This window comes from Lacticaseibacillus parahuelsenbergensis, from assembly GCF_030770265.1.
Lineage (GTDB): Bacteria > Bacillota > Bacilli > Lactobacillales > Lactobacillaceae > Lacticaseibacillus > Lacticaseibacillus casei.
On sequence record NZ_CP132482.1, the window covers coordinates 1650649 to 1669329 of the forward strand.

The window sequence follows — 18681 nt, forward strand, 5'->3', positions numbered from 1 at the left end:
CACCGCCGAACTATCTTCGGCAGCAGCTTAATAACCAGTGACCATCATACCTAATTACGCGGTAAATTGCGACTGATGATTAGCGAATCTCAGCAGCCAAATCTGATGCTAACGCAGACTTAACACGATCGAACGCTTGCGTCACTTCGTCTTCAGTCAGCGTCTGGTCATCCCGCCGATAAGTCAGCGTGTATGCCAAGCTCTTTTGGCCTTCAGCAATGTGTTCACCTGCGTAAACATCGAAAAGTTTAACCTGCTTGAGATAAGCACCGCCATGTTGACGGAAGACAGCCATCACTTGCGCATTTGTGACGGTCTCAGCCACCTGAAGCGCAATATCGCGCGTGACGGCCGGGAACTTCGGCGCCGGTTGGGCAATCTTTTCCTGTTTTGGTGCAACGAACAACGCATCGAGATCTAGCTGAAAGACAAACGTTTCTGGTAAATGGTTGTCGTGTTCAAATGCGGGATGCAGGCGTCCTAAGAAGCCAATGCGTGTGTCGCCAACAAAAATGTCGGCAGCTTGACCCGGATGCAGTTCGGCCACTGCCTGCGTTGCCGCAAACCGTACCGGCTCTGTCAATGAATAATCTTCAAGCAAGTGGGTGACAATCCCTTTGACGTAAAAGAAATCAACGGGACGGGCATCCTGGTTCCAGGTCTTAGTCGTCACCTGACCAGTCAATGCACCACCTAGGTACTCGATTTCAGTCGGGCGAACCTGATTGCCGGTTTTGGTAAAAATGCGGCCCTGCTCATAAATCGCCACATTGGTTTCTTTACGGGCCTGATTGTATTTAATGACATCTAATAACCCAGTGACCATGTTCATGCGTAACACAGCGTGATCGGTTGTCATCGGCGAATCAACCTGAGTTGGCTTGCCTGGTTGCAATTTGAATTGCTCAGCCGCTTTGGCAGTGGTTAAGCCATAAGTGATCGCCTGCGTTAAGCCCAACCCTTCAAGAAGATGCCGCGTCCGCCGAATCCGTTTCTGCTTCGGGGTATATTCCCCAATCGTCATGGTTGTCGTTGGTAAGGTACTTGGTAAATTGTCAAAGCCATAAATACGCGCAACTTCTTCAACCAGATCCGCTTTAATGTGGATATCCCAGCGGCGTGGCGGAACCGCAACCGCAAAAAGACCGTCCGCAACTGTGACGCCAAAACCTAACTGGCGAAAAATGCCGGTTACCTGGTCTTCTTGCAGATCGGTGCCTAAAACGTGATTGATGTGGTCTAGGGAGATATCTACCACCACATCCTTGGCTTCAACAGCAGTCGGACTCAAAGTGCCTTTAGCCGATTGACCGCCTCCCAATTCAGCCATCCAGGCAACAGCAGCATCCAAGGCATGATTAATATCAGCCAGATTGATGCCTTTTTCGAAGCGGGAAGACGCCTCTGAACGCAGATTATATTTCAACGCGGTTTTCCGCACATTAACCGGATTAAAACTAGCCGCTTCAACGACAACGGTTGTGGTGGTTTCGGAGATCTCCGAATTCAAACCGCCCATGACCCCGGCTAAAGCAACCGGCACCTGACCATTTGTAATGACGATGTCGCGATCATCCAGTTCATGTTCCCGACCATCCAAGGTAGTTAACGGCTCACCGTTTTTGGCCCGGCGGACTTCGATGTGTTGGCTGCCGAGTTTGGCATAATCAAACGCGTGCAGCGGCTGACCATATGCCAACATGATCAGATTCGTGATATCGACAATATTATTAATTGGTCGAACGCCGGCATTCCAGAGACGCCGTTGCAACCAGAGTGGACTTTCTTTGACCTTAACATGATCAATAACCCGCAGCTGATAGCTCGGTGCATCGTGGGCATCTTTGACTTCCGCACTTAGATAATCGGCAATCGGCTTTGTGCCCTCGGTTAACGGTTTCTCCTCAAAATGCGGTTTTTCGGCATAGGTGGCACCGACCTCCCACGCAACACCGCGCATTCCTAAAGCATCCGCGCGGTTTGGCGTGATTTCAAAATCCAAAATGGCATCATGCATGCCTAACACGGCTAATGCATCACTGCCTGGCTTCAATGGTTCGTTAAAAACATAGATGCCGTTTAAATAGGACTTCGGCACCACGTTTTCGTTAAAGCCGATTTCCTGAAGTGCACAAATCATCCCGAGGCTTTCTTCGCCGCGCATTTTGCCTTTTTTAATTTTGACATTGTCCGCAATCCGCGCGCCCGGCAGTGCCACAATGACCGTTTGTCCTGCAGCGACATTGGGAGCACCGCAAACAATCTGCCGCGGCTCCGCTTCGCCGACATCCACTTCACAAAGCTTGAGATGATCGGAATTCGGATGCGGCTTACTTGTCAGCACTTTCCCGACCACAATTTTTTTCAATCCGGCGTCAGGGTGCTTAACCCCATCAATTTCTATCCCGGTTCGGGAAACCTTGTCAGCCAGTTCTTCTGGTGAAACCGGGACATTGACGAGTTCTTTTAACCAATCATATGAAACGTTCATCTTAACCCTCCTGACTGAACTGCGTTAGGAAGCGCAAGTCGTCTGTATAAAAGCTGCGAATATCGTCAATGCCATATTTCAGCATGGCAAACCGATCCGGACCGAGGCCAAATGCAAAGCCACCATAGACATCGGCATCAATCTTAGCTGCCCGCAGAACATTCGGATGCACCACGCCGGCACCGAGGACTTCAATCCACCCGGTATACTTGCAAACCGGGCAGCCCTTGCCGCCGCAACGGAAGCAGGAAACATCGACTTCAACAGACGGTTCCGTGAATGGAAAATAACTCGGACGCAACCGAATTGTTCGATCAGCGCCAAACACATGCTGACACATGGCCAGTAAGGTGCCTTTGAGATCAGCCATGGTAATGTGCTTATCAATGACTAATCCTTCCATTTGGTGAAATTGATGACTGTGCGTGGCATCGTCATCATCGCGACGATAAACCACACCTGGACTGATCATCTTCAGCGGTCCCTTACTGAAATCATGTTTTTCCATGGTCCGCGCTTGCATCGGGCTCGTCTGTGACCGCATCAACAATTCATTGTTGATATAAAAAGTTTCCTGCATATCGCGTGCCGGATGGTCTTTGGGGATATTCATCATTTCAAAATTATAATGATCTTCCTCGACTTCCGGACCACTCAGCACTTGATAGCCCATGCCCATAAAGAAGCTTTCAAGATCGTCCATGATTTGGATAATGATGTGCGGCGTACCAGCAACAACCGGGTCACCCGGCAATGTCACGTCAATGGTTTCCGACGCCAATTTTGCATCAATAACTGCCTGTTCCAATTGCGCTTTGCGGGCTTCAATCGCGGCACTCAACTCATCACGAATTTTGTTGGCAAATGCACCGACTTTTGGTCGTTCATCGGCTGCAAGATCCTTCATCCCACGCAGGACGCTGGTGATCGGCCCTTTTTTCCCTAATAGCTGCACGCGAATCTGATTCAAGTCATCCAACGAATTGACTTCTTTGATGCGCTCGTTGTTTTGTTGAAAAAGTTGTTCGAGCTTGGTTTGAAAATCCATATTTTTCCTCCTCGATTACTGACTCCAAGCGGCATTTTTATGCGTTTGAAGGCATAAAAAAAGTCCCTCTTCAAAAGGGACGAAGCGTCGCGGTACCACCCTTGTTCATGGACACACTGATCCATGCACTCAACAAGGTAACGGCTAGGCCGGAGCTTTCTAAGTGTCGCCACCTCAAAAGTCAACTCGGAAAGTGAAGACAAACATTTTGATAAGAGACGTCTCGCAGTCCTATGAACGTCACTCCCTGTCTTACCAGCCTGTTTGGGCTTTCGTCATGGTTTTTATGTTTTTAGATAAAACAAGCTTAGCAAATTGAGCGCTGACGTCAAGAGCTGATTTTTTAACTGGCGCCTGTTAAAAAGAAAAAACGCGTGAATTACGCGTTTTTCTGAGTCTCATTGGCGTGGCACTCTTCATCTGTAACCCAGGCATCGCCCCAAGCGTGTGCCGCTGCCATCACCGAATTCAAAGCCCGGCCTTTATCTGTCAGTGCATATTCGATTAACGCCGAATCCTTATGGGTCAAACGATTGATCAAGCCTTCGCCCTCAAGTTCTTTCAGACGCTCAACCAAAACCCGGTCTGAACAACGCGGAATCAGCTTCGCAATATCCTTGAACCGGGAATTGCCATTGTTCAATAACACTTCCAAGATCAAACCGTTCCATTTCTTGCCTAGAATTTCAAATGTATGTTGAAATTTAGGACAAAGAGCGACTTGCTGACTTTGACAATCGGTTGTACTGGTTACTGTTGCATCCACTCTACTCACCTCATTATTCCCACTTACTTACATTTAGATAGTGCTAGCATACCACACTGGCAAAATATTACAACCCGATGTATAAGAAAGTCCAGACAAACCAAGTAAAACTGCTAATAAAGTCACTTAATTATTGGAGTCCCAAAACGATCAAAAAAGTCTTAGGCAATAAGTTCCATGTCGTGCCAAACTACGCAATCTCCGGCCAGCTGGGGCTGGAACGCTGTGACGGCGCTTTGAGCCAGAAAACCACTGTCTCAAAGTCGCCTAACAACATCAGCGACAAAAATCGGTCGCTGTGTTGTTTCCACTGCTGAGCCCCATCTGGCCTGCGATTGCTCCGCTTTGGCACTAATGTCTCAATAACTCTCCCGAATTACTTTGCGAAAACAAAGAGTGAACATGATCCAAGTTTATGAATGTTTGTTTTTATATTGTGAACTTGAATTATGTCAGAACCTTTCAAAACAGAAAGAACCGCAGATAAATATCCGCGGTTCCCGTGTGGACGGTGGCAACTACCACCGTCATATCACGATCCTAATTTAAAGCTTTTAAGTGGGTGTGGATCGGATGCCGGAGCTTGTGCATCCATGGTACGACGACCTCATCCATCGCAGCATAATCATCGACTAGGGAAACAACAAAACTTTCCTTGTATTTAGGCAAGCCAACTGTTGCGCCCCACATGTGCTTGATGATGATGTCTTTTTCCATCGGTGACAATTCGGTCAGCTTCTCAGCGTTCCGTAAAGCAATCCGGGGATGGATAAAGGCATGCGTCCCCAAGTCAAACTTGGTTTTGCGCCAATCATAGTAAAACAGATCGTGCAACAAGCCTGCTCGGGCGATCGCACGAACATTCAGACGCAGCCGTTTCCCGATCAGATAGCTCTGATAGGAAACACTGATCGAGTGCTCCAATCGGTTAGAATAATGATGTTGCGGGTGTTCTGCCAGTCGCTGAACCTCAGGCTTGGCCAATAAATCAGCCACATACCCTACATACTCAGCATCCGATTGCCAATCGCGTTTTTTGCTCAAGACATCTGCTCCTTTTGTGGTTTGATGAACACACTTATAGTATAACAGCTTCCGCCCCTAAAAGGCACCTTCATAATAGATTCTTAATCCCCAACTAAGTGGAACATCATGATTGCTGCAGCGACCGCAACATTCAACGATTCTGCCTGCCCGCGAATGGGAATGTATAAATTTGTATTGGTTTGCTTTAAAAGAACAGGATCCATACCGTTACCTTCATTACCGACGATCAAACCAAATTGCGCACTTGGCTGAATCTTGCGATAACTCTTGGCCTTCTCATTGAGTTCCGACCCATAAACCGGAATGCCGGCCCGTTGCAGCGCTTTGATAATCGGCATCAGCTTGGCGGAGACGATACGGACGTGGAATTGACTGCCCTGCATAGCCCGCAAGACTTTTGGGCCAAAAGCATCGGCCGTTCCCTGCCCGAAAATCACGGTCTTGATGCCGGCAGCATCTGCCGTACGTACTAAAGTTCCGACATTGCCGGGATCCTGAATCGCGTCTAACATCAAAAATTGCCCACTCAGAGGCTCAGGTAATTGTTCGGCCTGCCGTGGCATAACCGCAAAAATGCCTTGCGGTGTCTCGGTGTCACTGAGATGTTCCGCTACTGATTCCGAAATCTGGGTGATTTTGTCATAAAACGGCTTGAGCGCGCGGTCATCCAAATATTTTTCGGTTGCATAAATATCGTAAGGCGTCTGACCACTCGCCAGCGCCTCCTGAACCAAATGACGCCCTTCCAATAAGTAACGTCCGGCATCTTTTTGGTGTTTCTTAACGGTTAATTTTTTAGCGGTCTTGATTCTGTCGTTCTTAGGTGATGAAATATATTCCATAAAATTCTCCTTCTGGCGCCAATGTTCGGCGATGTTTACAGTTGCCGACAAGTTCATTTTTAAAAATCAAACTTTAGTCCATTGTCGCCGCACTCATAAGCCTTATGCTACACTAGTATGGAATGTGGAGAAAGCACGGATGAGGACTTTGATGCTTTTTCACAGGCAGTTTTCTCACGAAATGAGCGCACCTAGAAGCTTTCTGATACTAGAAGCGCGTGATAGTAGGAAAGGAAGTGTCTTTTTGGTCAAACTCGCTAAACAAATCGTCGTCCGTGGCCGGGTGCAAGGCGTCGGTTTCCGCTGGGCCACGAAGATGATTGCAGATAATCTGAACATTAGCGGCACTATCGAAAACCGCTCTGACGGCTCTGTTTTTATTCAGGCAGCTGGCGAACCGCTTAATCTGGCAAAATTTGTCGCCCAGGTTAAGGCAGGTCCTAATCCTTACGCTAACGTTTCGACTTATGAAGAGAAGCCCTTGGAAAACATTCCAGACTTCCATGGTTTTCGCGTCACCGGTTGAATCCGTTCAGCCCATACAGTATAGTTAAACCCGATGACATTTTGAAGGGAAATTATTCATGCACAAGTCGAAAAAAGTATTTACATTAGGGATTGTGGGCTTATTGCCCTTATTATTAGCCGCGTGTGCTCCAACCACGAAACAAGGGGTCACGCTTAAACCACCAACGGATCCATTCTTTGGCACTTTTTATAAAGTCATTGGGCTGCCACTTCAGCACTTGATGGAGTGGATTGCCGGGTTTGTCGGCACGACCAGCAGCTACGGGATTGCGATTATCGTGATCACCTTACTGGTCCGCTTAATCGTGTTACCGCTCATGTTACGGCAACAACGGACCATGACGGCTTATCAGGAAAAGCAAAAGATCCTCCAGCCACAACTGAAAATTGTCCAAGAAGCGACCAAAAAAGCCAAAACCCCGGAGCAACAATTAGCTGCCAATAACTACATGCGGAAAATTTATTCCGCCAACGGGACGAGTATGATTCCGTCCATGGGTTGTTTGCCGATGCTCATTCAGTTGCCGATTTTCTCAGGTCTTTACCAAGCCATTGCGTACTCACCGGAAATCTCGCGGGCAACCTTCTTTGGTATTCAACTAGGCCACTCCAATTTCATCGTCACAATTTTAGCCACCTTGCCGTATATTGTGGTCAGCTTGATCATGTTGCAGGGCGTGCCGCCGGAACAGCGAAAAGCGATGCAGACAACGGCCTTTTTGAACCCGATCATGACGTTTATTTTTTGTATGATGTACAATGCCGGCTTAGGTCTCTACTTTGGTGCTGGCGGCATTATCCTCATCATCCAGCAAGCGATTGTGACTTACATCGTAACGCCTAACATTCGTAAGCGGCTTGATGAAGAAATGGAAGAAAATCCACCGGTCATCGTTGTTAATGAACATACCTTTGATGACTGGGGCAAAGTCACTGCGACAGCTGGTGCGACTAGCGGCAGTCACCAGCCGGCAGATCCAGATGCCATCGACCATAACAAATTACGCAAGCGCAACGCTGGTAAGCAGCAGCGACCACGCAAGTAAACTGTCACGTTTCTTAGTCGTCCGTTTTCGCGGGCGGCTTTTTTAATACTGGAGGCGATCACGATAGCCGGCTTCATCACGTGTACGGCACCCAAACGTTGAAAGTTGCGGGCAATCGCCAAGGTTCGAGGGATGAATGTAACTTTTGACCGTCAAACAACAAAATCGGCTGCAGAGACAAAATTTGTCTTTGCAGCCGATTTCACGTGAGAAGCGCTAACGTTTTTTAATCAACTTTGAAGTCACAGATTACTTTTAATCGTGGTATCGCCCTTCGGAGCAGCCGCCTGTTTAGCTTCTTCCTGAGCCTTAAGCGCCTTCGCTTTTGCTTCGGTAATGGTCGGCAAGTCAATTCGGAAAATGGAACCATGTCCCAACGCCGAGTCGACTTCGATTTGTCCGTGGTAGCTTTCAATTAACTGTTGGGCGATCGATAATCCGAGCCCATTGCCGCCTTTTTCCCGACTGCGAGCCTTGTCAACGCGGTAGAAGCGATTGAACACGCGGCGTCGATCCTTTTCGGCAATGCCTTCGCCAAAGTCCTGCACGGCCAAAGCAACACCATTGCCACTGTTTTGCGCCATTGACACATGAATCTCTTTCCGGTTAGTCGAATATTTGACTGCATTATCCATTAAAATGATCATGACCTGCTCTAAATGATTACGATACATGCGAACATACGTGGTCTTCTCAAGATCATCATCTAACGTAAACGTGAAGTCGGGATGAATCATCCGAAAGTCTGCGACAACCTGCTGAACGGTTTTATGCACATCGACCACAGCATTTGGAAACTGAATATCCACCTGATCAGCTCGGGTCAGATCCAACATCTCCTGAATCAGGCTCTTCATGCGGGTGATTTCCTGCAGCGATGCCTTCAAGGACTCATCCAAGACCTCAGGATCATCCTTGCCCCACCGATTCAATAGTTGCAGATGGCCTTCCAAAATGGCAACCGGCGTCCGCAGCTCATGCGAGACATCCTGTACAAATTCGCTTTGCTGATCAATATAACGTTGAATCCGATCTAACATGCCATTAAATTCAAGCACTAGGTCACCGAGCTCATCGTTGCGCTTCAACGCGGGAATGCGAACGGTGCTTTCCGGTTCCTCATTCACCACATCAATGGCATTCGTGATTAATTTAATGGGTTTTAAGAAGCGCGTCGCCAAAATATAACCAATTAGAATTGAAATCAACACCGCCGCAAAGCTCAATCCCATAATCAGTAAGGTGATTTCGTGCATGGTCGCATGAAACGCCGTTAGTTTATTCGTCACTTGTACATAACCAATTAAGTCAGACGTCGTGGCCGAATAAATTGGTGCAGTGCCTACCAGACCGTTAAAATCACCAATATGGCTCTCCTGTACCTCGGTGCCATGAACCTTGCCTAACGTGATGGGGGTATCCCGTGACTGAAAAATATTCGTGCGATCGCGTGAAAAAACCGACACACTCACATCGGCCTGCGCCAACTTTTGAATCACCGAATCAGAAAAAATCCGCTCACGTGATTCACTCGGTGCCGGTAACGAAGGTTGATCCGACGCCGTTGTACCTTCCAACCGCGGAACAACTTGGGCAATGGTCAAATCGCCACTGACTGGGGAAAGTCGTTGGACAACGGTACTAAGCGTGTCCGTGACGGTTCGGCGCTCCTGATTCAACAGAATCTGTCGCATCGCACCGTATAGAATCATCGAAAAGGTGACAAAAGTGACAAAAATCCCGACACCAACCGTTACGGCCCATTTGACCTTTAACGAGATGCGGGGACTTTTCTTCTTTTGCCCGGTACTTGTCTGTTTAATCACCATTACGAGCGCATGACATAGCCGGTTCCCCGAACCGTCTGAATATAACTTGGTTCACCCGGCCGATCGATTTTGTTACGAATATAGCGAACATAAACATCGACAACATTCGTTTCAACATCGGAGTTGTAACCCCAGACCTTGGAAAGCAAAACGTCACGGGCAAGGACCACATTGACGTTCTCCATCAAAGTCAAAAGCAATTCATACTCACGCTTGGTCAGCTCGATAATGTCATCACCGCGGCGAACAACCCGGTTTTCCTTCTCGATCACAAGGTCGCGATATTTGATCGTGGTTTGTTTAGCGGTGTTGTTTTCGCCTTCGATACTAATTCGGCGTAACAACGCGCGTAACCGCGCCAACAATTCTTCGATGGCAAATGGCTTGACAATGTAATCGTCGGCGCCGTGGTCCAAGCCACTAACGCGATCAATCACAGAATCACGGGCGGTCATCATGATAATCGGCGTATTCTTGACCTGTCGTACCCGCCGGCAGACTTCAAGGCCATTCAACTCTGGCAACATCAAGTCAAGCAGGATAGCATCCCAGTCTTCAGCCAACGCCGCCTCAAGTCCGGTGCGGCCATTGAAATGGACTTCCGTTTCGTAGCCTTCGTGTTTTAATTCCAGCTCGACAAACCGGGCAAGATTTTTTTCGTCTTCAATAATCAGTATTTTACTCATCAGGGTCTCCTTATGCTTTCTTAGTGGCACCACACACGCAACGCAACTTTATTCGTGATTTCTCATTAAAAAACGATGCTAAGCTAGTTTAGCACAGTTTTCTCATTTTGGCTATAAGCCGCGCAATGATGGGCACAATCGCCATTGAAAAAAGTTTGTTCGGTGGTTTTCTCATTTTTCAATCCGGACAGGTTCTCATAAACAGGTCCACGCTCATACTTAACCGAGTTACCCACTCGCCCAGCACTTCTCTAATTTTATTTTCATAAGCGGTCTATCGCCAATTTCCATCAAGCCATCAGCGTACATCTTTTAGCTCAGCCTTTAACCAAAAAAGAGCCAATTCGGCATGTTTGCGGATTGACTCGATCAATTGGTCATTAAAATTTTAAGCTTCGTGGTACCAACTATAGTGGAAAATGCCATCGCGATCGGTTCGTTCGTAGGTGTGGGCACCAAAGTAATCGCGTTGTGCCTGGGTCAGGTTGGCAGGCAGCACTGGCGAACGATATGAGTCGTAGTAGCTGATCGCTGCGGAGAAACCTGGAACCGGCACACCGGCTTTAACGGCAAGACCAACCAGATCACGGACACTTTCCTGATAATTCTTGGCGATATTCAGGAAGTAATCGTCTAGTAAGAGGTTTTGTAAATCAGGCTTTTTGTTATAAGCATCGGTGATGTTTTGCAAGAAGCGGGCACGGATGATGCAGCCGGCACGCCAGATTTTTGCCAATTCGCCATATTGGAGATTCCAGTCGTATTTTTCTGAGGCGAAGCGCATTTGTTCAAAGCCTTGGGCATATGACATCAGCTTGCTGAAGTACAGGGCTTTGCGAATCATTTCGATGGCTTCTTTTTTGTCGACCGAAACGTTGGCAACCGGCTTTGGCAAAACTTTACTTGCTGCAACCCGTTCCTGTTTCATGGCACTGATGTAACGCGCATAGACAGATTCGGTAATCACACTCTGAGGAACGCCCAATTCAAGCGCTGATTGTGATGACCATTTACCCGTGCCTTTATTACCGGCACGATCCAGAATCACGTCAACAATTGGCTTGTCGCTGCCAAGATCATCCTTGCGAGTTAAAATGTCGGCCGTAATGTCAATGAGGTAGGAATCCAACTCACCTTTATTCCAGTCACTGAAAATGTCGGCAATTTCTTTAACATCCAAGCCAAGCAGGTTACGCATCAAATTGTAACTTTCAGCGATAAGTTCCATATCACCGTATTCGATGCCGTTATGCACCATTTTGACATAATGACCGGCCCCATTTGGTCCAATGTAAGTGACACATGGTGCGCCATCGTCAGCTTTTGCGGAAATGGCTTCAAGAATTGGTGCAACCAGATCATAGGCTTCTTTTTGACCACCCGGCATGAGGGAAGGACCGTGCAGCGCACCTAATTCGCCACCGGAAACGCCCATGCCGATGAAGTTAATGCCGGATTTGTCCAATTCGGCACTCCGGCGCATGGTATCTTCAAAGAAAGTGTTCCCACCATCAATTAAAACATCGCCTTTATCAAGTAACGGCAACAATTCCTTGATAACCGCGTCAGTGCCGGCGCCAGCTTTAACCATCATGATAATTCGGCGCGGCTTTTCGAGCGAAGCAACAAAGTCCTCGATCTTATAACTTGGTACCAACTTCTTATCTGGATGCTCGTCAACAACCGCCTTGGTTTTACTTCCGGTTCGATTGTAGATTGCAACGGTATTGCCGCGGCTTTCAATGTTCAAGGCAAGATTCTTACCCATTACAGCCATACCGACAACGCCGATTTGTGGTTTATCCATTACGGAAACCTCCTCATTAATTTCAACATTTACTCCATTCATGTTAGCAGAAACAGCCTTGATTTAACAGTCTTCAGAAGCCTTCGCAGGCAGGTAAAATGTATTATTTTCAAGTTAGCCAAGTTCGGACTGAGTGACCTAGCAAATAAGAAAAGCAGTGCCCCGACCTAAGCCTGTGAGCACTGCTTAATTCATGATTAGAACCTAGTATCTGTTCATCTTTTATCATTCAGGTTTGCCTGATTCTTTTCAGCAACAAACACACACATCACGATTCATCCTGATCCGGGAACATCCCCTTCAACTTTGCAAAGGGATTATCTGCCTTCTTTTCTTCTTCTGTCCGCTTCTTGTATTCATCTTCGGCGAGCACTTCCCATTCATCTCCGGCAGGCATATCACCGGTGGCTGCTTCTTCCGGTGTGAGCACCTGCATAGGAATACTGAGCAACAAATGATCCTCGACCGCTGGCAAAAGATCAAGCTCGGATTCTTCGAGGGGCATCAGGATTTCGCCGTCTTCATACTGATCCGCATGGCCTTCATCGGTTAAATAGATTTCGCTGAAGGTAAAATTCTGCGGCATCGTCACCGGTTTCAGACTGCGGGTGGAAGGTACCACGAGCGTCCCGGTCAGATTGACGCTGACCAGAAAATCGCCGCGATCATACAACACATCCCCACTCACCTGAATGGGACTTACATCAAGAATCTCCGGATCGCGATCCTGCAGATCAGCCTTGACATCTAACGTGGTACTAAAGTGTAACGGTTGCACATCATGTTTCATTAATTCCTGAATGGTCCATTTCAACATGGCGATCCTCCTTAAAAATACATTCGAAAGCCTAGGACCTTCGGATAAAAACCAATTCATACGCCTCACATGAGTGGCGGTCGACCATAATTCTGTTCGACGCCGCCAATGGCTGTGATTAATCGATCCGCACGGTGGGTCATGGCTAAGACCCCATCCGGTGCAAGCATATCAGCACTGACACGTGTGAGCAAGGGGTAAGCCAAGTGGTGTTTGACAGTGCGCAGATATTGTCGGCCAGTCGGTGTAAACCCAAGGACATGGAGTTGTGGCAGGCGCCGAGCTTTTGTGACAGCAGCGGTCGTCATATTCAGCGTGATGGCTAGGGCGAGCCGTCGTAATCGGGCATAGGTATAGCGCTTGGACTTAACCCGGTGCAAAAACTCGGTCATATCATGAGCACCATCAATCTGCTGGGTGAACCGATATTCCAACCCCTCTGCCATCGTCGCTACTTGCCGCAACTCAGCTAAATCAGCCGTTTGCAGGCGATATTTTAGCCATGGGAAAAATTGCGACCAGCCATATTGCGGTTGCTCAGCATAAACCGAAATCAAATCTGCCGGTACAATACCTGTGACAGGCTCGCCTTGCCACAAGTGTTGCCGCACCGCCGATGCACTGGCAAAATTAGCCTTGATCTGCTGCTCATCGTGAGCAACGCCTTGTCGCCCGAATGGGTAAAGCTGCATCGGCACCTGTAATGCCAAAACTGCCTTGGCGTAACTCAAGCCCAACATAAAGTTTGGGTCCGTCTGCGTAATCCCCGCCACCTTCGCGTACGCAGCATTCAGTTGGGTCGCGTAAGTCTGCGTATAATCGGCAAAACCCGGGTCCGTAATATCAGCCGACGCTAATTGCCGGGCAAGATCTAAATAATCTAGCTCAGGGTGCTCGGTTCCAAATGCCAGTGCCGATACATGCAACGCTGCCAAAGCCGACACACCGGCTTTGGCGAATTGATCGGCCGCTTGAACGGCACCGGTGACCGGTAATTCAATCACGATATCGGCGCCATGAGTCAGCGCTGCCTCTGTGCGTACCCACTTATCAAAAATCGCCGGTTCGCCGCGTTGCACATAATTACCTGACATGACCACCACGACGACATCGGCGTGCGTTAAACTTCGCGCTTTAGCCAATGCAAAAGCATGGCCCGAGTGAAACGGATTAAATTCCGCAATCATGCCAACAGCTTGCATACGCACCTCCAGAATCGTCTTCGTCAGTCAAATCATGATTTGTTTCTACTTACCGTTTTTTGGCGTGAAAGAACCAGCGGGTACTCTTGGCCGAAACCGGGTGCGCCCCAAAATCAGCCGTGACTTCAACCTTTTCAAAGCCGGTCGCCTGTAGTGCCGCAAGATAATCTTCCAGCGGATAAGTGCGCTCCTTGTGGGTTTCAGTTAGCGGCTTGTAAGCATCTAAGTCCTCGTCATAAATGAAAAACGTCAGATCGTGTTCGATACTATGCGGTTTTTCACCAACAAAACTGTTCCATAAAAAAGCAAAGTCATCGCTTTGATAATTGTACATATAGCCCGGAAAAACGTGATCCATCTGGTAAAGCGAATGAGCATCAAAAAGAAAATCCCCGCCTGAAGGCAGCAATGCCGCCACCTGGGCGAAGACTTGCTTAACTGCCTCAAGATCGGGCATATAGCAAATGGAATCATCAAAACAGGTGACTACGGGGAACTTCGGCAAGTCATGTAAATCCCGCATGTCACCTTGGATCAGCGTTAAATCAACATCAGCAGCAAGTGCTTTTTCTTCGGCCAATGTCAACATGTCGTCTGACAGATCGAGATCGGTGACTTGATAGCCTGACTGTGCCAACAACACGGCGAGAAAGCCCGAACCGCCTGCCAACTCCAACAAAGGCTGATTGGCTGGCGCTACCCGCTGCTGAACGTAATCCCGCCACCGTAAATACAGTGACTGATCCATCAATTTGTCATAAACTTCGGCAAAAGTGGTGTAAATCATGCCTCAACCCACTGATCCACGTTGACAAGCGGGGCGCTTTGCCACAATTTCTCAAGGTTATAGAATTGCCGTTCTTCCGGCATAAAGACATGAACAACCACATCATTTAAATCGATGAGCATCCATTTCGAACCTTTTTTGCCTTCGATTCGGCGAATATCGACACCCGCAGCTTCTTCTTTTTCTTCGATTTCATCCACAATCGCCTGTACCTGACGATCTGAAGTGCCGCTCATAATGACAAAATAATCCGCCAATAAGCTCACACCGCGCATATCCAAAGCGACAATATCCTCGGCCCGCTTTGAATCGCCGGCTTTAACAGCAATTTCCAACATTGTTTTTGCGTCGACCATAAACTACTCCTTTGATAAAAATGCATTATAAGTTAACAGTGTTTTAGGAAAGACCAACTTGCGCGCGCCGATCAGGTACATCAACGTATTTTCCAGTTCGATGCGACTGGCCTCTTCCAGATTCGTTTCAGCAGCCTTGCGCGCCTTGGCTTCGACAGGCAAAGCCCGTTGCGGCTCAATAAAATCGCCGACAAAGATACATTCATCTAATGGCGTCATTTCCGGATCCCCGGTTGTATGCCGGGCAATCGCAGTCAAGACCTGCTTATCCGTAATGCCGACTTCGGTTTGGATAAAATGAACGCCGACAACCCCGTGCCAGACGCCTCGGCCATATTGCAACAAACTGGGATCAAAGCCATCTTCGACAATCACCCGTTTGTAGGTTTCGACCGGGATTTCTTTGCCATAATCGTGCAGCAAACCGGCCAAACCGGCACGATCAACATCTTGATCAAATCGCTTAGCCAGTTCAATGGCCGTTTGTTCCACGCGCAGGCAATGCTCGTAACGCGGTTCGTCCAGGCGATTGCGTAAGCGATTTAAGATTTCTTGGCGGCTTAAGCCGTGTGTCAAGCTGTCAGGGTACTGATGTTCATTCACGATATAATCCCTCTTTTTGAATATAGTCAATAACTGGATCTGGTACCAAATAACGCAGGCTGCGTCCATTTTGCACCCGTTCACGCACCGCGGTCGAACTGATATCGATTAGCGGGGCATCGACCCATAAAATCGGATAGCGACTGGCCGGTGTATAACCGCGGCGTTTAACGCCCACGAAAGTCACAAGTTTGACCAGTTCATCAATATGAGCCCACTTGGGTAAATAATCGACCATGTCAGCGCCGATGATGAAATAATAGTCAGTGTCCGGATGTAGCCGTCGCAACGCCTGCATGGTTTGATAGGTATAACTAATACCGCCTCGGCGTATTTCGATGCCTTCCAATCCAAAAAGCGGATTGTCAGCAATGGCCAATTGTACCATGTTCACCCGGTGCCGTGCCGAGATAGCTGTTTTAGTATCAACATGTGGCGGCTGATTATCCGGCATAAAGTAAACTTTTTCCAAGCCGAGTTCGGTGCCCGCTGCCTCCGCCATAATTAAATGGCCGTTGTGAATTGGATTAAAGGTTCCGCCAAACAGGCCCACCTGCTTGCGGCGATGCACACCTAGAATCTGTTCGCGCATCGCCACTGAGATGACCGGCTGAGTTAAGGTGACACTCTGCGTCTTTTCCATCGCAATCCCTACCGTGCGTTCACTTCAAGACTAATTCGGCGATGCTCGGTTTTGGCTGCTTCTTTGTAGACAATCACCGTGCGGCCGATAATCTGAGCCACTTCCAAGCCGGTAATCGCGGCCTGTAAAGTGTCAGCAACTTCCCGCGGGGTATCATCGGCGGTTGGCAACAAACTGATTTTCACCAGTTCTCGCGTTTCCAACGCATCTTTGACCCCAGCGACAAACGCATCACCAAGCCCATTTTTGCCAACTTGAATCAACGGTTTGGTCGTCATCGCCAGGCTCCGTAAATAGCGTTTCTGTTTACCAGTTAACATATTTTTAAAACAACTCCTCTGATGGCACTTTCGTCAACTTTGACTCAACTGCGGCTAGCCACATCGTTGCGATCGCAATCAAACTTAAATAAATGCTTTTCGCAATAGAACATCCACACCTTTAGGCGCATAGCCTGCGATCGTGACACCGGCCGGTACGGTAATCCAGCCAAGTCCGGCAAAAACGAGATCCGACTTTTCCTTTGGGGTGAACTCAAACCGTACCAGTGGCGGAAACTGAGCCACTTCATCGGCTTGCGGTGGCGCAAGCAGGCCGCCAACATGTCTTTGGTAAAAATCATCAGCGTTAGCTAACTTGGTGCGGTGCAACGGCAATTGATTATCCGTGTAGATCACGAACGACTGACGGCCGCCGCGAAGATAGTCGAATCGCGCCAATCCACCAAGAAAAATCGTCTGTCCTTCATTTAACTGATAGGTGGCCGGCTTGATCACCGATGTCGGGGATACCAGTTTTAAATCCTTAGGTCCCACAAAATGTGCCATCTGATGCCGATGAATAATACCTGGTGTATCAATCAGCGACTGGCCGTCATCTAGCGGAATCATAATCCGATCCAGCGTTGTGCCTGGAAAACGCGAAGTGGTAATCAGGTTCTCAACACCCGTTAATTCCCTGATAATTCGGTTGATTAAAGTCGATTTTCCGGTATTTGTCACGCCAACAACGTAGACATCGCGATGCTCTCGATATTTTTCGATTGCGTTTAATAAGTCGTCAACGCCAAACCCCTTTTTGGCACTGGCCAGCATCGTCGCAACCGGGCGTAACCCCTGTGCTTTGGCTTGCTGCTGCAACCAATTTTTTAACCTGTTCGGATTCAGCGACTTAGGTAGAACATCGGCTTTATTGCCCACCAAAATGACCGGATTATCGCCGACAAACCGGTGTAATCCGGGAATCACGCTGCCATTAAAATCAAAAATATCAATCACATTCACAATTAGCGCGTTGCTCTCACCAATTGCGTTCAACAAACGTAAAAAGTCGTCATCTGTCAATGTGACCGGTGCGATTTCATTATAATGCCGCAACCGAAAACACCGTTGACAATAAATATCGTCTTCAGTGTTAGCTTTAGCTAAAGTAGCAGCAGGCAAGTATCCGGGTTGTTTTGGATCGGTTGTCTGTAAAATAGCGCCACAGCCTATGCAGCGGCGCTCTTCATCATTTTTGATGGTGTCCATGAATATCCTCCTGATAATTCAGCTGCCGTTTTTTCGCAAGTGCTTTAAAAACGAAGCCTTCAAAAAACCGATTGATCCGCGTGTTCCACGCATCACTTTCCACCAGTGGTTGCGTTAGAATCGTGCGCACGCCGGCAAGGTTGCCAGCCCAAATATCAGTCAGGAGCTGATCCCCGACCATCACCACTTCCGAACGTTTTAAGTCTAATTCCTTACGTGCTTTGGTAATCCCCACAGGCAACGGCTTCAATGCTCGCGCCACATACGCGACTTGAAGCTTGGCCATTGCTTTGTGGATACGATTAGCGTTGTTATTTGAGACGACCACCACTTGAATGCCGCCTTTTTTCAGATCTGAAAGCCAGCGAGTCAGTTTAGCCGTACCTTCCGGATGATCCCAAGCCATCAACGTATTATCAAGATCCGTCAACACCGCTTTAATGCCTTGCTGTTTCAGACTGGCAGGCGTCAGACTGAAGATATTCGTTACCAGCCAAGTCGGCTCAAAAACTGCCACAAATCTTGTCCCCTCTCCGGTTGTTCATATCCTTATATTATAGCGGAAAAGATGCCTAAGCGCGAGGCCGTTTGCCTAATACCTTCGACGCGTCCGCAATGAAAACGCTATTTTAAAAAGACGAAATAATCGCCTTA

Annotated in this window: 19 protein-coding genes; 2 read left to right on the top strand and 17 right to left on the bottom strand. The window is 48.1% G+C overall.

What is annotated here, in order from left to right:
* Nucleotides 1–79: 79 nt before the first annotated feature.
* From pheT to LACPH_RS07780, 5 genes are all read right to left on the bottom strand, one after another.
* On the bottom strand, nucleotides 80–2491 hold the full coding sequence (gene pheT / locus LACPH_RS07760; protein ID WP_306386549.1) for a phenylalanine--tRNA ligase subunit beta: 2412 nt from the start codon (nucleotides 2489–2491) through the stop codon (nucleotides 80–82).
* 1 nt (nucleotide 2492) lies between these two features.
* Nucleotides 2493–3539: a phenylalanine--tRNA ligase subunit alpha gene (gene pheS, locus LACPH_RS07765; RefSeq protein WP_306386550.1), complete on the bottom strand. Its 1047-nt coding sequence runs from the start codon at nucleotides 3537–3539 to the stop codon at nucleotides 2493–2495.
* A gap of 379 nt (nucleotides 3540–3918) precedes the next feature.
* Nucleotides 3919–4305 (bottom strand): winged helix-turn-helix transcriptional regulator, encoded by a 387-nt coding sequence (locus LACPH_RS07770; RefSeq protein ID WP_010487928.1) that lies wholly within the window; start codon nucleotides 4303–4305, stop codon nucleotides 3919–3921.
* A gap of 540 nt (nucleotides 4306–4845) precedes the next feature.
* The gene (locus LACPH_RS07775; RefSeq protein WP_306386551.1) at nucleotides 4846–5349 is read right to left on the bottom strand and encodes an HD domain-containing protein; all 504 of its coding nucleotides are present in this window, start codon (nucleotides 5347–5349) and stop codon (nucleotides 4846–4848) included.
* Between the two features lie 83 nt (nucleotides 5350–5432).
* Entirely contained in the window at nucleotides 5433–6194 is a 762-nt protein-coding gene (locus tag LACPH_RS07780) for a TrmH family RNA methyltransferase (RefSeq protein WP_306386552.1), read from the bottom strand.
* Nucleotides 6195–6438: 244 nt separating this feature from the next.
* On the opposite strand from LACPH_RS07780, the gene LACPH_RS07785 reads away from it, so the two are divergent.
* On the top strand, nucleotides 6439–6720 hold the full coding sequence (locus tag LACPH_RS07785; RefSeq protein ID WP_025013374.1) for an acylphosphatase: 282 nt from the start codon (nucleotides 6439–6441) through the stop codon (nucleotides 6718–6720).
* Between the two features lie 58 nt (nucleotides 6721–6778).
* The gene (yidC, locus tag LACPH_RS07790) at nucleotides 6779–7768 is read left to right on the top strand and encodes a membrane protein insertase YidC (protein ID WP_049172171.1); all 990 of its coding nucleotides are present in this window, start codon (nucleotides 6779–6781) and stop codon (nucleotides 7766–7768) included.
* A gap of 242 nt (nucleotides 7769–8010) precedes the next feature.
* On the opposite strand, the gene LACPH_RS07795 is transcribed toward yidC, so the two are convergent.
* The 12 genes from LACPH_RS07795 to LACPH_RS07850 form a co-directional block, all read right to left on the bottom strand.
* A complete protein-coding gene (locus LACPH_RS07795) occupies nucleotides 8011–9597 on the bottom strand; it encodes a HAMP domain-containing sensor histidine kinase (RefSeq protein ID WP_306386553.1) in 1587 nt (528 codons plus the stop codon).
* Nucleotides 9597–10283: a response regulator transcription factor gene (locus LACPH_RS07800; protein ID WP_003565833.1), complete on the bottom strand. Its 687-nt coding sequence runs from the start codon at nucleotides 10281–10283 to the stop codon at nucleotides 9597–9599. The genes LACPH_RS07795 and LACPH_RS07800 overlap by 1 nt, the downstream gene beginning before the upstream one ends.
* A gap of 388 nt (nucleotides 10284–10671) precedes the next feature.
* Nucleotides 10672–12090, bottom strand: coding sequence for an NADP-dependent phosphogluconate dehydrogenase (gnd, locus tag LACPH_RS07805; RefSeq protein WP_010487912.1), 1419 nt, complete (start codon nucleotides 12088–12090; stop codon nucleotides 10672–10674).
* A gap of 268 nt (nucleotides 12091–12358) precedes the next feature.
* Nucleotides 12359–12907 carry a YceD family protein gene (locus LACPH_RS07810; protein WP_306386554.1) on the bottom strand — a complete coding sequence of 183 codons (549 nt, stop codon included), beginning with the start codon at nucleotides 12905–12907 and terminating at the stop codon, nucleotides 12359–12361.
* Nucleotides 12908–12972: 65 nt separating this feature from the next.
* Entirely contained in the window at nucleotides 12973–14109 is a 1137-nt protein-coding gene (locus tag LACPH_RS07815; RefSeq protein WP_306386555.1) for a nucleotidyltransferase, read from the bottom strand.
* Nucleotides 14110–14158: 49 nt separating this feature from the next.
* Nucleotides 14159–14896 carry a class I SAM-dependent DNA methyltransferase gene (locus LACPH_RS07820; RefSeq protein ID WP_306386556.1) on the bottom strand — a complete coding sequence of 246 codons (738 nt, stop codon included), beginning with the start codon at nucleotides 14894–14896 and terminating at the stop codon, nucleotides 14159–14161.
* Nucleotides 14893–15252, bottom strand: coding sequence for a ribosome silencing factor (gene rsfS, locus LACPH_RS07825; protein WP_306386557.1), 360 nt, complete (start codon nucleotides 15250–15252; stop codon nucleotides 14893–14895). Before rsfS ends, LACPH_RS07820 begins: the two co-directional genes overlap by 4 nt.
* 3 nt (nucleotides 15253–15255) lie before the next feature.
* On the bottom strand, nucleotides 15256–15855 hold the full coding sequence (yqeK, locus tag LACPH_RS07830) for a bis(5'-nucleosyl)-tetraphosphatase (symmetrical) YqeK (protein ID WP_070650473.1): 600 nt from the start codon (nucleotides 15853–15855) through the stop codon (nucleotides 15256–15258).
* Nucleotides 15848–16498, bottom strand: a complete 651-nt coding sequence (locus LACPH_RS07835; RefSeq protein WP_025013370.1) for a nicotinate-nucleotide adenylyltransferase — start codon at nucleotides 16496–16498, stop codon at nucleotides 15848–15850. Before LACPH_RS07835 ends, yqeK begins: the two co-directional genes overlap by 8 nt.
* A gap of 8 nt (nucleotides 16499–16506) precedes the next feature.
* Entirely contained in the window at nucleotides 16507–16818 is a 312-nt protein-coding gene (locus LACPH_RS07840; protein ID WP_047107524.1) for a YhbY family RNA-binding protein, read from the bottom strand.
* Between the two features lie 84 nt (nucleotides 16819–16902).
* Nucleotides 16903–18027 carry a ribosome biogenesis GTPase YqeH gene (gene yqeH, locus LACPH_RS07845; protein WP_306386558.1) on the bottom strand — a complete coding sequence of 375 codons (1125 nt, stop codon included), beginning with the start codon at nucleotides 18025–18027 and terminating at the stop codon, nucleotides 16903–16905.
* A complete protein-coding gene (locus LACPH_RS07850) occupies nucleotides 18008–18544 on the bottom strand; it encodes a YqeG family HAD IIIA-type phosphatase (protein WP_025013367.1) in 537 nt (178 codons plus the stop codon). The genes yqeH and LACPH_RS07850 overlap by 20 nt, the downstream gene beginning before the upstream one ends.
* Between the last annotated feature and the right edge of the window lie 137 nt (nucleotides 18545–18681).

Excerpts from the sequence above, each read along its gene's own strand:
- LACPH_RS07815 (WP_306386555.1), bottom strand. The coding sequence starts at position 14,109 with ATGCAAGCTGTTGGCATGATTGCGGAATTTAATCCGTTTCACTCGGGC.
- pheT (WP_306386549.1), bottom strand. The coding sequence starts at position 2,491 with ATGAACGTTTCATATGATTGGTTAAAAGAACTCGTCAATGTCCCGGTT.
- yqeH (WP_306386558.1), bottom strand. The coding sequence starts at position 18,027 with ATGGACACCATCAAAAATGATGAAGAGCGCCGCTGCATAGGCTGTGGC.
- LACPH_RS07800 (WP_003565833.1), bottom strand. The coding sequence starts at position 10,283 with ATGAGTAAAATACTGATTATTGAAGACGAAAAAAATCTTGCCCGGTTT.
- rsfS (WP_306386557.1), bottom strand. The coding sequence starts at position 15,252 with ATGGTCGACGCAAAAACAATGTTGGAAATTGCTGTTAAAGCCGGCGAT.
- yidC (WP_049172171.1), top strand. The coding sequence starts at position 6,779 with ATGCACAAGTCGAAAAAAGTATTTACATTAGGGATTGTGGGCTTATTG.
- LACPH_RS07820 (WP_306386556.1), bottom strand. The coding sequence starts at position 14,896 with ATGATTTACACCACTTTTGCCGAAGTTTATGACAAATTGATGGATCAG.
- LACPH_RS07795 (WP_306386553.1), bottom strand. The coding sequence starts at position 9,597 with ATGGTGATTAAACAGACAAGTACCGGGCAAAAGAAGAAAAGTCCCCGC.
- LACPH_RS07840 (WP_047107524.1), bottom strand. The coding sequence starts at position 16,818 with ATGTTAACTGGTAAACAGAAACGCTATTTACGGAGCCTGGCGATGACG.
- LACPH_RS07780 (WP_306386552.1), bottom strand. The coding sequence starts at position 6,194 with ATGGAATATATTTCATCACCTAAGAACGACAGAATCAAGACCGCTAAA.
- LACPH_RS07835 (WP_025013370.1), bottom strand. The coding sequence starts at position 16,498 with ATGGAAAAGACGCAGAGTGTCACCTTAACTCAGCCGGTCATCTCAGTG.
- LACPH_RS07810 (WP_306386554.1), bottom strand. The coding sequence starts at position 12,907 with ATGTTGAAATGGACCATTCAGGAATTAATGAAACATGATGTGCAACCG.
- pheS (WP_306386550.1), bottom strand. The coding sequence starts at position 3,539 with ATGGATTTTCAAACCAAGCTCGAACAACTTTTTCAACAAAACAACGAG.
- gnd (WP_010487912.1), bottom strand. The coding sequence starts at position 12,090 with ATGGATAAACCACAAATCGGCGTTGTCGGTATGGCTGTAATGGGTAAG.